This is a genomic window from Bradyrhizobium sp. AZCC 1578, assembly GCF_036924675.1.
Taxonomy (GTDB): Bacteria; Pseudomonadota; Alphaproteobacteria; order Rhizobiales; family Xanthobacteraceae; genus Bradyrhizobium.
The window spans coordinates 1,434,756-1,447,540 of sequence record NZ_JAZHRZ010000001.1 but is presented as its reverse complement, the minus strand read 5'-3'; the positions used below and the strand labels follow the sequence as shown (position 1 = coordinate 1,447,540).

The 12,785-nt window shown below is 64.7% G+C and carries 8 protein-coding genes; 4 read left to right on the top strand and 4 right to left on the bottom strand.

Annotation, left to right across the window (positions count from 1 at the left end):
- Positions 1-44: 44 nt before the first annotated feature.
- On the bottom strand, positions 45-1,382 hold the full coding sequence (locus tag V1290_RS07435; RefSeq protein WP_334363778.1) for a hypothetical protein: 1,338 nt from the start codon (positions 1,380-1,382) through the stop codon (positions 45-47).
- A 46-nt stretch (positions 1,383-1,428) separates the two neighbouring features.
- On the opposite strand from V1290_RS07435, the gene V1290_RS07430 reads away from it, so the two are divergent.
- On the top strand, positions 1,429-2,628 hold the full coding sequence (locus V1290_RS07430; RefSeq protein WP_334363777.1) for an MFS transporter: 1,200 nt from the start codon (positions 1,429-1,431) through the stop codon (positions 2,626-2,628).
- Here the strand turns inward: V1290_RS07430 and dgcA are convergent.
- Complete coding sequence (gene dgcA, locus V1290_RS07425) at positions 2,598-3,593, bottom strand: N-acetyl-D-Glu racemase DgcA (RefSeq protein ID WP_334363776.1); 996 nt, start codon at positions 3,591-3,593, stop codon at positions 2,598-2,600. The two genes, V1290_RS07430 and dgcA, sit on opposite strands and share 31 nt — an antisense overlap.
- A 139-nt stretch (positions 3,594-3,732) precedes the next feature.
- On the opposite strand from dgcA, the gene V1290_RS07420 reads away from it, so the two are divergent.
- From V1290_RS07420 to V1290_RS07410, 3 genes are all read left to right on the top strand, one after another.
- Positions 3,733-4,866, top strand: a complete 1,134-nt coding sequence (locus V1290_RS07420; RefSeq protein ID WP_334363775.1) for an ABC transporter permease — start codon at positions 3,733-3,735, stop codon at positions 4,864-4,866.
- 2 nt (positions 4,867-4,868) lie between these two features.
- Positions 4,869-5,639, top strand: a complete 771-nt coding sequence (locus V1290_RS07415) for an ABC transporter ATP-binding protein (protein ID WP_065749298.1) — start codon at positions 4,869-4,871, stop codon at positions 5,637-5,639.
- A gap of 110 nt (positions 5,640-5,749) precedes the next feature.
- Positions 5,750-6,646 carry an MlaD family protein gene (locus V1290_RS07410; protein WP_334363774.1) on the top strand — a complete coding sequence of 299 codons (897 nt, stop codon included), beginning with the start codon at positions 5,750-5,752 and terminating at the stop codon, positions 6,644-6,646.
- Between the two features lie 247 nt (positions 6,647-6,893).
- On the opposite strand, the gene V1290_RS07405 is transcribed toward V1290_RS07410, so the two are convergent.
- Positions 6,894-7,187 carry a hypothetical protein gene (locus tag V1290_RS07405; RefSeq protein ID WP_334363773.1) on the bottom strand — a complete coding sequence of 98 codons (294 nt, stop codon included), beginning with the start codon at positions 7,185-7,187 and terminating at the stop codon, positions 6,894-6,896.
- An 83-nt stretch (positions 7,188-7,270) separates the two neighbouring features.
- Positions 7,271-12,670 carry a hypothetical protein gene (locus tag V1290_RS07400; protein ID WP_334363772.1) on the bottom strand — a complete coding sequence of 1,800 codons (5,400 nt, stop codon included), beginning with the start codon at positions 12,668-12,670 and terminating at the stop codon, positions 7,271-7,273.
- Positions 12,671-12,785 lie beyond the last annotated feature (115 nt).

Below are 12,785 nucleotides of genomic sequence, written 5' to 3'. Positions count from 1 at the left end.
CGTCATGGAAGCCGGCGCGGTTTCCAGGCGGCGGCGCAGAGCTCTTACGAAAAGAACGCGATCTTCTCGGCCTGGCTCATGCGCCGGATCGGCGCCAGCGGGTCGTTGGCCGCCGTGACCGGCTTTCGCAGTATGCCGCTCGCGATGAGGGTCGAGCCGAGCGACACTTCTACTGCCGCGACGGGTGCCGGTGCGGCAGCGGGCGGCGGAGGCGGCTGAACCGTCTGTTGGACCGGCGGCGGCGACGGTGTGGCGACCGGTTCGGGCGCTTCGGCGACGATCTTGGGAGGCTCCGCCAAGCGGACCTGCTCGGCTATCGCTTCGGCGATCTCCTCGTCGCTGATCGGATCCGGTGCGCCCATCTCCATCGCGATCATGTCGAGGAGCGCCTCGTCTTGCGCATCAGCGTCTTGCGCATCAGCGGCCTGGGCGTCGGCGTTCTGGACGGAGTTGTCTTGGGCAGCAGCGTCTTGGGCGGCCGCGTGCTGGACGGTCGCGTCTTGCACAGAGGTATCTTGGATCGAGGCCTCTTGAGCCGTGGCGCTTTCGGCAGCCAGCGCCGTTTCCGCTTGCGTCAGCACGGCTTCTGCGGATGCGGCCATCGAAGCGAACGGCGTCTCGGCAGTTTCCGGTGCTTCCTGCGCGAAGGCTGTCTCCGCTGCCGGCGGCATTTCCTGCGCGGTCGGGGAAGGCGCCGCCGCCTCGGACTCGGCAGCCGGCGCTGGCGACTGGTCGTCGTCCCCGAATTCCACAAGCCGGCCCTGGAGGGCGGCGAAGGCCGCACGCAGCGCTGCTCGCGCCTCCTCGGATGAGAACTGTTCGGTGCCCTTTTCGATGACGGTGACCTGCGAATCGATCAGGTCGCAAATTCGCCCGTCATTGCCGATTTCCCGTAACCGCCAGGCGATTTCGCGCAGCACCCGCGCGCCCTTGCGGACCGGGGCCAGCCGCTGCTCCAGCGCGAGGCTGTCGAGCGCCTCGACCGCCGATTCCTCGGCCGCCTCGACCGCGCCGCGGATGGCGGCAAGCGCCTCGGTCAGGCGCTCTTGCGCCGCGGCAGCCGCAGCGACGGCCTCGGCCGCCTGCTGCGCCGAAAGGCCTTCCTCCCGCTGGAGGTTTGCTTCCCGCTGAAGGGTCTCTTCCCGTTGGGCGGCGAGGCTTTGCTCGATCCGCGCCACCGCGTCTAGCACCATGCGGGTGTCGGCGTTGCGGTTGCGCTTGGCGTATTCGGTCAGGAACCAGCGGCCCCGCGAAGTCTCCATGAAGGCTTCGGCGATCGCAGCATAGTCCTCCTCGCTCGGCAGCGCGGCGCGTGCTGAGATCGGCGAAAGGGCGAATGCTTCGTCGGCCATGTCAAACTCTTCGCGCAAATCGGCGCGCATTGCGATAACGAAACAACACGATATTGACCGAATCGCAATTGAATTGATGCCAAGCGAATCACAAATCCCCATCGCTTCTCAAGGTGCATCGAAGCGATTCGCGACCCGGGTGGCGCTGTTTTACGGCACGCTGTTCGGCATGACCGGCACCCATCTGCCGTTTTTCACGGTATGGTTGAAGGCGGTCGGGATCGATGCGTTTTGGATAGGGCTGATCACGGCCGTGCCGCCGGTGAGCCGATTTACCGTCCTTCCGGTGGTGACGGGCCTTGCGGAACGGCGGCAGGCCTTGCGCGGCGGCATCATCCTGACCGCCTTTGCCACCGCTTTGGGCTTCTTCGTGCTGGGCACCCAGCATTTGCCGGTGCTGGTGTTCCTGATCTACGCGCTGACCTGCTGCCTGTGGACACCTATGGTGCCGCTCACGGATGCCTATGCGTTACGGGGAGTGAAGCGCTACGGCCTCAACTATGGGCCGTTGCGGCTGTGGGGTTCTGCCGCCTTCGTCTTGGGCGCGCTGGTCTGCGGAATGTTGTTCGACCTTATCGCCGCCCGAAACCTGATCTGGATCATCGCCGGCTCGGCGGCGCTTGGGGCGCTCGCCAGCCTCGCGTTGCAGCCGCTGGACGACGTCAAGAGCGCCCGCCCGGTCACCGGGGGCGCGAGCGCATTGCTGCGCGACGGCGGCTTTATCGCGATCATCGTGGCGTCGGCGCTGATCCAGGGCAGCCATGCCGCCTATTACATTTTCGCGTCGATTGCCTGGCATCAAGCGGGGTTCGACGGGCTGACCATTGCGGTTCTGTGGGTGCTCGGCGTGATCGCCGAGATCGTGCTGTTCGCGCTGTCCCCGCGGTTCACCCTGCCGCCGTCGATGCTGGTGGTGATCGCGGCGCTGAGCGCGGCCGCGCGCTGGGTGTTGACGGCGCAGGACCTGCCGCTCGCTATCCTTGCGATCGTCCAGCTCGCGCATGCGCTGAGTTTCGGGCTGACGCAGGTCGGCATCATGGGATTGATGCTGCATCACGTGCCCGGCCACGTGATGGCGCGCGCACAGGGCTATCTGACCGCCTGCGGCGGCATCGTTGCCGGCCTCGCCTCGGTCGCGTCAGGCACGATCTACGAGACCTGGGGACAAGGCATCTATTACGTGATGGCGGCGATGGCCGCTCTCGGCGGGCTGGTGGTCTGGCTGGCGCGGGACCGGCTCGCGCATCAGCCCCACAAGGCGGCTTCCGGCGGATAGACCAGGCTGCCGTCGTAGCGCAGGCCGCCGTCGCGGTCGCGCGCCAGCAACAGGGGGCCATCGAGATCGACGAATCTCGCCTGCTGCGCGAGCAGCATGGCCGGCGCCATCGCCAGCGAGGTCGCGACCATGCAGCCGATCATGATCTCGAAGCCGAGCGCCTGGGCTGCATCCGCCATCGCGAGCGCCTCCGTCAGCCCGCCGGTCTTGTCGAGCTTGATGTTGACAGCATCATAGCGCGCGCGCAGGCCTTCGAGCGAGGCGCGGTCATGCACGCTTTCGTCGGCGCAGACCGCGACCGGGCGCTTGATGCTGGCCAACGCCTCGTCGCGCCCGGCCGGCAGCGGCTGCTCGACCAGCGTGACCCCGGCGTTGGCGCAGGCGGCGAGGTGGTATTCGAGATTGTCCGCCGTCCAGGCTTCGTTGGCATCGACGATCAATTCGGATTCGGGGGCCGCCTTGCGGACCGCCGCAATCCGCGCGTCATCGCCATCGCCGCCGAGCTTGATCTTTAAGAGCGGCCGATGCGCTGCCTTGGCGGTTGCCGAGGCCATCGCCTCCGGCGTGCCCAGCGAAATCGTGAAGGCGGTGGTGCAGGGGCGCGGCGCCGGCCGTCCGAGCAGAGTCCATACCCGTTGGCCGGAGCTCTTGGCTTCGAAGTCCAATAGCGCGCAATCCAGCGCGTTACGGGCGGCGCCGGCCGGCATCGCCGCCTGCAGCGCCGCTCGGTCCAGTCCCTTGGCAAGAGGTTCCTGCATCGCATTAAGGGCTTCAAGCGTCGCTTCCGCCGTCTCGCCGTAACGCGGGTAGGGCACGCATTCGCCGCGCCCGGTACAGTCCCCGTGGCTCACGGCAGCGACGACGGTGACCGCTTCGGTTTTGGCGCCGCGGCTGATCGTGAACGCGCCTGCGATGGGCCAGCGTTCGATGCTGACGGCAAACTTTCGAGATAGGCCGGAAGTCATTTTAAAATCTGGCAATTTTCTGAACCGCAAGCTTGCCCGCCGCTACCAACTATGGCTGGTTAGGGACAGATTCGACAAGGCAATACGGCGTGCGGAACCCAAGGGATTCGCATCGGTATCGGCCGAGGGGTGGGTATTGGTGAGCGGCGACCCGACATTGGAGCGGATAGCCAGGGGCAACGGGCTGGCGCTGTGTGCAGCCGGCTCCTGGACGGCGCGCTTTGCGCCGGTGCTGGAACGAATGGTCGCCGACGCCGAGAAGCTCAGCGGCACCCGGCCCAACATCTCCATCGACGTCTCGCAGGTGTCGAAGCTCGACACGTTCGGCGCCTGGCTGATCGAGCGGCTGCGCCGCAGCCTGACCCATGGCGGCATCGAGGTCCAGATCGCCGGGCTCTCGGCCAATTATTCCAGCCTGGTCGACGAGGTGCGGCGGGTGAAGGCCGAGCCAATCGTCGAAACCGACCGACTGACGATATCAGGCATGCTGGAGCAGATCGGCCGCGCGGTCGCCGGCATCGGCGGCACTTTGATCGGGTTGATCGATATGCTCGGCGCGGTGCTCGCCGCGGCCGCCCGTGTCCTGATTCGTCCCCGCCACTTCCGCCTGACCTCGACCATCCATCACCTGGAGCAGGTGTGCTGGCGCGCGGTCCCGATCGTGGTGCTGATCACGTTCCTGATTGGTTGTATCATTTCGCAACAGGGCATTTTCCATTTCCGCAAATTCGGCGCCGACATCTTCGTGGTGGACATGCTGGGCGTGCTGGTGCTGCGCGAGATCGGCGTGCTCCTGGTGGCGATCATGGTAGCCGGCCGCTCGGGCTCGGCCTACACCGCCGAACTCGGCTCGATGAAGATGCGGGAAGAGATCGACGCGCTGCGCACCATGGGCTTCGATCCGATCGAGGTTTTGATCCTGCCGCGGATGCTGGCGCTGGTGTTGGCATTGCCGATATTGGCGTTCCTCGGCGCGATGGCGGCGCTTTACGGCGGCGGGCTGGTGGCGTGGCTCTATGGCGGGGTCGAGCCCGAGGCTTTCCTGTTGCGGCTGCGCGATGCCATCTCGATCGACCATTTCGTCGTTGGTCTCATCAAGGCGCCGGTGATGGCGGCCGTCATCGGCATCGTCGCCTGCGTCGAGGGACTGGCCGTGCAGGGCAGCGCCGAGTCGCTCGGGCAGCACACGACATCTTCGGTGGTGAAGGGAATCTTCTTCGTGATCGTGATGGACGGCGTGTTCGCCATCTTCTTCGCGTCGATCGGAATGTGACCATGGTGGGTGAGATTTCCGACGCCATCATCCGGGTCCGCGACATCACCGTGCAGTTCGGCAAGACGCGGGTGCTCGACGGACTCAATCTCGACGTCAAGCGCGGCGAGATCTTGGGATTTGTCGGCCCGTCGGGCGCCGGAAAATCGGTGCTGACGCGCACCATTATCGGTTTGGTGCCCAAGCTCAGTGGACGCATCGAGGTGTTCGGCGTCGATCTCGATGCGGCGAGCGCCTCCGAGCGCCGCGGCGTCGAGCGCCGCTGGGGCATCCTGTTTCAGCAAGGTGCGCTGTTTTCTTCGCTCACCGTGCGGCAGAACATCCAGTTTCCGGTGCGCGAATATCTCAACGTCTCGCAGCGGCTGCTCGACGAGATCATGGTGGCCAAGCTCGGCATGGTGGGCCTGCGGCCCGAAGTCGCCGATCGCTATCCGTCGGAACTGTCGGGCGGCATGATCAAGCGCGTGGCGCTGGCGCGCGCGCTGGCGCTCGACCCCGAGCTGGTGTTCCTGGACGAGCCGACCTCAGGGCTCGATCCGATCGGCGCCGGGGATTTTGACGAGCTGGTGCGCACCCTGCAGCGTACTTTGGGCCTGACGGTTTTCATGGTAACTCATGATCTCGACAGCCTTTATACGGCCTGCGACCGCATCGCGGTTTTAGGGAACGGTAAGATCATTGCTGCAGGATCGATTGCCGACATGCAGGCCTCGCAGCATCCCTGGCTGAGGCAATATTTTCACGGCAAGCGCGCCCGCGCTGTGATGGGCTAGGGCCCCCAAAAGTGTGATCGGTTTTTCGGATCAGATCGTGCTCAAACATGAGATAAATGACGGGTCTATCGCCGACGCTGGATAGATCTGATTTCGGAGTACCTTGAATTATGGAAACGCGGGCGAATTACGTCCTGATCGGGGCCTTCACGCTGGCGGTAATCGCCGCCGCATTCGGCTTCGTGCTGTGGTTTCAGAGCCTGCATACCACCAAGCAGCGCAGCCCGATCCGCATCGTGTTCGAAGGCCCGGCGTCCGGGTTGCGCAACGGCGGCAGCGTCAACTTTAACGGTATTAAGATAGGGGAGGTTGTCTCGGTCAAACTCGACAATCCGCGGCGCGTGGTCGCACTGGCGATGGTCGAGAACAATGCCCCGATCCGGAAAGACACCCTCGTCGGTCTCGAATTCCAGGGGCTGACCGGCGTCGCGGCGATCTCGCTGAAGGGCGGCGAGGAGACCGCTCCTGCTGTGCCGCTCGATGAGGATGGAGTGCCGATGCTGACCGCCGACCCAAGCGCGCTGCAGGATGTCACGGAGTCGATCCGCGCCACGTTGCAGAACGTCAACCGGCTTGTCGCCGATAATCAGGAATCGGTGAAGAACTCGCTGCGAAACCTCGAGACCTTTACGGCAGCGCTCGCGCGCAACTCCGAGAAGATCGACAACGTCATGCTCAGGGTCGATGGCGTCATGGGCAAAGCCGACAGTCTCATGCTCGGGCTCAACACCATCGCAGGCGGCGCTGCCGGCGGCGAACTGAATCTCATGGTCAAGTCGATCCGCGAATTGGCCGAGGATTTCGACAAGCGGTCGGGAGCGCTGATGGCCGATGGCCGCCGCACCCTCTCCGACATCAGCCGCGCCGTGAACAATTTCGACCGCAATCCGACACGGGTGATCTTTGGTGGAGGCAGCAGCAGCAACAGCCAGGCGGCAGCACCGCCGCCACCGCCGCCAGCGGCCGCGGCGGCCCCAAGGGGGCCGAGTGGACAGAAGCGGCAGTAGGCGGCAAATGGTCCGCCTCGTTCGCAACTGTCATCGTCCGCGAAGAAGGCGGACGATCCAGTCCGCCACAGCGTCTAAGATCGTCATGACGACATCAGTGGTCATTAACAGCCGCGATTTCACCGCGTCATTGCGAGCGAAGCGAAGCAATCCATGGCTTCCGCGCGGACGGCATGGACTGTTTCGTCGCTTTGCTGCCCGCAATGACGACATCGACAAGAGCTGTTCGACCTTACCTTCCAACGTCTTATTTGAAGCGGATTTTTTTCATCTGTGCGTTCGAGAAATACTCAACCTTCATTTCAGGCAGCTGTGATTGCGCCTGGCGCGCAATTTCGATGCCTTCCTGATCTAATCGTTGATTTTCGGCTTCATTATTGAACTGGCAGTAGTGGGCAGTTTCGTAGTCGATGACCCACTTCTCGATTCTTCGGACGAGTTCAGGAGAACATCCGACTTCTTTGGGATCGAGATATTTCCCAATGAGGGAATCCCGGATCCCTGTCCCCGAGAGCATTCCATCGGCTGTCAGATAGCGCATTCAGACCACCGGGCTTCAAACCAGAAACGGAGGCCCGAGGCCTCCGTTTTCATTCGCTATTCGCCACGCGCTATTCGCCGCCGTTATCCCAGCCGTCCCGCTGCGTGAGCGAGCAGGGTGTAGACCAGCCCGGTCTCCGAGGTGAGGTGGCCGCGCAGCGCCTGCGGTCCGCGATCCTCTCGTGCAACTTCGTCCAAGAGCCGTTCGAACTCGGCGATATAGCGATCGACCGTCTGCTTGAAGCTGCGGTCGGCGCGATATTTGCGAGCGACCTCATCAAACGCCTTCTGGCCGGCCGGCGTGTAGAGGCGTTTGCTGAACGCCTTGCTCTCGCCGCGCTGGTAGCGATCCCACATTTCGGCGGCGAGATTGCGATCCATCAGCCGGCCAATGTCGAGCGACAGCGACTCCAGCGGATTGACCGGGGTCTGCGGCGAGCGGCCACGGGGAGCCTCACGTCCTGTACCTGCGTCGGTGCGGTGGAGCAGGTCGGACAGCCATCCGTCGCCGCGTCCGGCATCCTGGCTCACCGGACTGACCGGTGGAGCTTCGGCGCGGCGCGGGGCGGGCATGCCGAGATCCGGCGGGGGCAGCGTCGATGCGCTGCCGGCCTCGCGCATCCGCACTTCGTTGCGGCCGCCGGCGGCTGCTGCCATCACGGGCTCTTCCTGGCGTTGCACGCTGGCGCGGCCCGAAGTCACGACGTCGAGACCGCGGCCGTGATGCGCGACAATCCGATTGAGCTCGGCAAGCGCCTCGATCTGGTCGACGATCACCTTGCGCATCTGCGCGGTGTTGTCGGCCGCTTCCTGCGGCATCTCGAGCACGCCGCGGCGCAACTCGTTGCGCGTCGCCTCGAGCTCCTGATGCATTTCGGCGGCCATCTGCTTCATGGACTGTACCATCGCAGCGAACTTCTCGGTCGACTGCTTGAACATCGCATCGGTTTCATGCGTGCTCTGTTGGTACAGATCGTTCATGGCGTCGAGGGTCTGCTGCCGCTCGTTTTCGGCCGCAGCGCGCACGGCTTCGAACTGGCGGCTAATCGCGGCCGATCCTGCGCCGGCGGTTTCCGCCACGACACGCGCGATATCGCGGGCGCGTTCTTCCGCCGCCGCGAGCGATTCATCGAGCAGGCCGGTGAAGCGCGACAGCCGCTGGTCGAGGTCGGTTGTCCGCAGGTCGATGGTGGTCACCAGCGATTCGAGCTGCGACTTGCGGTCAGCGACCGACGTCGAGGTGGAGCGGTTGGCCTGTTCGACCACGCCGGCTGCTTCGACCAGTTCCTTGCCGTGTTTCTCGAACTCGCTCGACAGCGCGCCGAGATCCTCCAGCGCCTTCGTCGTCTTGGAGTTGAACACGGTCAACTGGTCTTCCAGCGTTTGGGTCGCGACGCCGTTGCGCGCGGTGACATCGTTCATCGCGGATACGAAGTCGGCCACGCGGGTCACCAGCGCGCGTTCCAGCGAGTTGAGATTGTCGTGGGCGCCGGTGAGCACTTCCTGCAGCAGGATGTTGCCTTCACGCAGCCGCTCGAACAGCGCCACCGTGTCGGTACGCAGGATCTTGCTGGTCTCCTGCATTTCGGTGACGGCGGCGATCGATACCTGGCGCGACTGGTCGATGGCCGAGCGCGACGCCTGTTCGAGGTCCTTCAGCGACTTGGCTACCGCGCCGGTGGCGAGATCGCCTGCGGTGGTAATCGTGCGCGCGACTTCCGAACCGTGGGTCGACATCGATTGCGAGAACGCTTGACCGCGTGTTTCGATCGATTTCAGGGCGTCGCCGGTGACACGGTCGATGTCTGTCGTCAGTTGCGTGGTCCTGGCGCTGAGCGCCTCGACCAACGAACCGCGGCGGCTGTCGACGATCTGCGCCAGACGGTCGGTCTGCTGCTGGACGTAGGTGACGATTTCGTCGGTCTTGCCGGTCATCGTCGAGCCGAAATTGCTGCTCGCGGCGAGTACCGAACGTTCGATATCGGCCGAGGTCGATTTGACCTTGGAGCTGACCTCGTTCGTTGCGGCAACCAGCACGCTCTGCGCGTTCTGCGCGGTGGTCTGGATGGTATCGGTCGTGCTGGCGGTGACGACGCCGAGCGAACGCTCCATGTCGGCGGCGATCGCCTTGATCTGGTTAGCTGCCTCGGCAGAGGTCGCAGAGAACGAGTTCTGGGCCTCGCGCGCGGTGCCGAGGATGGAGGCCGCAGTGTCGGTGCCGACGGAAGTCAGCGTGCGTTCGACGTCGATCGCCAGCGACTTGACGTGGTTGGCGGCTTCCGTCGATGCCGTGATCAACGCGTTCTGGGCTTCGCGTGCGCCCGACGTGATCGATTCAGCGGTGGCATTGCCGGCCATCGAGAGCGAACGCTCCATGTCGGCGGCGAGCGCCTTGACCTGGGTCGATGCGTCGGCGGACGCGTTCATCAGGGTATTCTGAGCCGCGCGGGCGCCTGCCGTGATCGCCTCGGCGGTCGCCGTCCCGGCGATCGAGAGCGAACGCTGTACGTCGGCCGCAAGCGACTTGACCTGATTGGCGGCCTCGTTGGAGGCGGCAACGAGCGTGCTCTGCGCCTCGCGGGCTCCCGCGGTGACGGCCTCGGCGGTTGCCGTGCCGGCGACCGACAGCGAACGCTCGACGTCGGCTGCAAGCGACTTGACCTGATTGGCGGCCTCGGTAGAGGCGGCGACCAACGTGCTCTGTGCTTCACGGGCACCTGCGGTAACGGCTTCGGCGGTTGCCGTCCCGGCGACCGACAGCGAGCGCTCGACGTCGATGGCGAGCGACTTGACGTGGCTTGCGGCGTCGGCGGACGCGGTCACCAGCGTGGTCTGCGCCTCGCGCGCGCCGGCGAGAACCGATGCGGCGGTGGCGTCGCCTGCGGCCGAGAGGGTGCGTTCGACGTCGGCGGCAAGAGATTTGATCTGGGCGGCAGCCTCGGAGGACGCGGACACCAGCGTGGTCTGGGCATCTTTGGCGCTGGCCAGGATCGAAGTGGCCGCGCCGGTGCCGACCGCGGTGAGGGCGGCCTCGACCTCGGCCGAGGTCAGCTTGAGCTGCGCGCCGACATCGGAGGAAACCGTCAGCAGCGCCTGCTGCGCACTGCGTGCACCGGTCTGGATGGTCTCGGAGGTATTGACCACGAGGTTGGTCAGAGAACGTTCGGCGTCCTCGACATGCGACTTGATGCCGGAGGAAAGCATTTCGGCGCGCGACATCAGATCTTCGCTGGCCTGGCGGCCGCTGCTTTCGATCCGGCCGGCCACAGCCTCGATGCGCGAACCGAGCAGATCCTCAAATTGCGCCACGCGGGTGTCGATGTCGCTGGCGATGCCGCCGACCCTGGTCTCGACGCCGTTGGCAATGTCGCCGACGCGGGTTTCGATGCCCTGATGAATTTCCTGGAATCGCGCCTGGATGATGTCGGTCAAATGGGCGCTGCGACCGTCGATGGTCTCGGTGACGTTGGCAATGCGATGGTCGACCGCGGCAATCGCCTGTGCAGTGCCCTCGGTCAGCGAGGAGGTGAGCAGGGTGAGCCGCTGGTCGATCGATTGGATCGCCTGCGCCGCGCCATCGGTCAACGAGGTTGCCAGCGTGCCGAGGCGGCCGTCGATGGTTTCGGTGACGGATTTGGCGCGGGTGTCGAAAGTGGTTTCCAGCGATTTCAGGCGACCGTCGATGGTCTCGTCGAACGACTTGATCTTGTTGTCGAGCGAAGCGTCGAGACTGTTGACCCGGGTGCCGAGCTGGGTTTCGAACTGCAGCAGCCGCTGATCGAGCGAAGCGGTGATCTCGCCGCTGTTCGAGACCAGGCGGGTGTCGAAAGTGTCGACGTAATTCTTCAGGTTGTCTGATATCTCCTGGGTCCGCTGGCCCATACGCTCAACGATCTCGCCGCCAAAGGTTTTGACGGTGCGGTCGAATTCGGAGATGTGCCGCGTAATCAGCGCGCCCAGCGTGCCGCTGTCGCGGGCGAACTTTTCCGAAAGTTCCGAGCCCTGGTTCTTCACCAGCTCGTCGAAAGCGTTCATCTGCAGGGCGAGGCTGTCGTGCGCGTTCTCGGTCTGGCTGATCACCTTGGCAATCAGCGTGTTCACGGTCACGTCCAGCGCGTCACTGGCCTTGTCGCCGGAGGTGAGAATGCGGCTCGCGAGGCGGTTGCCGGCGTCGTCGATCTTGCTGACGAGATCACCTGAGCGCAACTCGAGTTCGAGCAAGAGCGAGTCGGACGAATTCTTCAGGGAGTCGTGGACCTGCTCGGTGCGATCCGAGATGCCGTCGACGATGGTCGAGGAGCGCTGCTCAAATTCGCTGGTGATGCGATCGAGGCGCTCGTTCAGCATCTCGTGGACGCGATCGGCCAGATCGACGAACTCGTCATGGACGTGCCCGGTCTTGAAGTTGAGGCTGGTGGTCAGCCGCTCGGAAGCGTCGAGCACGGCACGCGTGGTCTCGGCGCTGGCTTCTTCCAGACGATCAAGCAGGTCGCCGCCGCGCTCGCCGAGCGCGAGGATCATGTTGTCGCCGGCATGGCTCAAGGCGCTCGTGATGTGCTGGCCGCGCTCTTCCAGTGCGCCGGTGATGCTTTTTGCGACCTCGTCGACGCGTGAGGCGATCGCGTCCGAGATCAGCGCGATGTCGTGGCGCAAGTCGATCTGGACGCCGGAGATGGCGCTGCGAACCTGCTCGGCCTGGCCGACCAGATTGTCGCGCTGATGGGCAATGTCCTGCAGCAGCGCGCGAATGCGAACTTCGTTGTCGCTATAGGCGCGCTCCAGCGCTGCGACTTCATTGGCGACCAGCGTTTCCAGCTCGCCGGCGCGCGCGATCGCGCGCTCGACGCCGTCGCCCATCGCGGCGACTTCACGGCGGATTGCCTGACCGACAGTCACCATCGAATCGGCGGCAGCCCCCTCGGGCTCGGAGAAGCGGATCGCGACCTGCGCCATCGACTGCGCGATCATCCGCATTTCCTGGCCGCGCCAGGCAAGGCTGGCGAGGAAGTAGAACAAGAGCACCGGCGCAAAGAACAACGCCGCAAGCCCGGCGAGTACCAGCACGCCGCCGCTCTGTCCGATCGCCGCCTGCAGCGAGGGCAGGAAGCTGGCGGTCAGAAGGGCGCAACCGAGCACCCAGACGCCGCCAAACACGGTGGCAAGCGTGTAGACGCTGCGGGCAGGATGGTTCTTCTGGATCGCCTGCAGAATCTGTCCGATGGTTTCGCGATCGTCGTTGGCGGCGCGGCGGGGGCCGCGCGGCTCTTCGATCGAATCAAACGCCGGTCGCTCGGCGCCTGCGCGCGTGTCGAATTGCGTTTCTGAATAGGGCGGCGCGGCGGAGGGCATGATCGGCTGCGTGAGTTCGCCGCCGATCGAATTTCGGCTGGGGTCGACGGTCGTATCGCTGATGTTGAGCGCTTCCTGAATGGCGGAGAGCGCGACTTCAGTGGGATCTTTGACCTTCTTGGGATTGTTCGCCATGTGCAGTCCGAGCCCTCTTAAACTTACGCATCCGGCCGCTCTGGCAAAAATGCCCCCGCAAGCTCGAAGCCGGATTCATAATCCCCCGCGGACCGCAAGCATGCCCGCCGGCAGC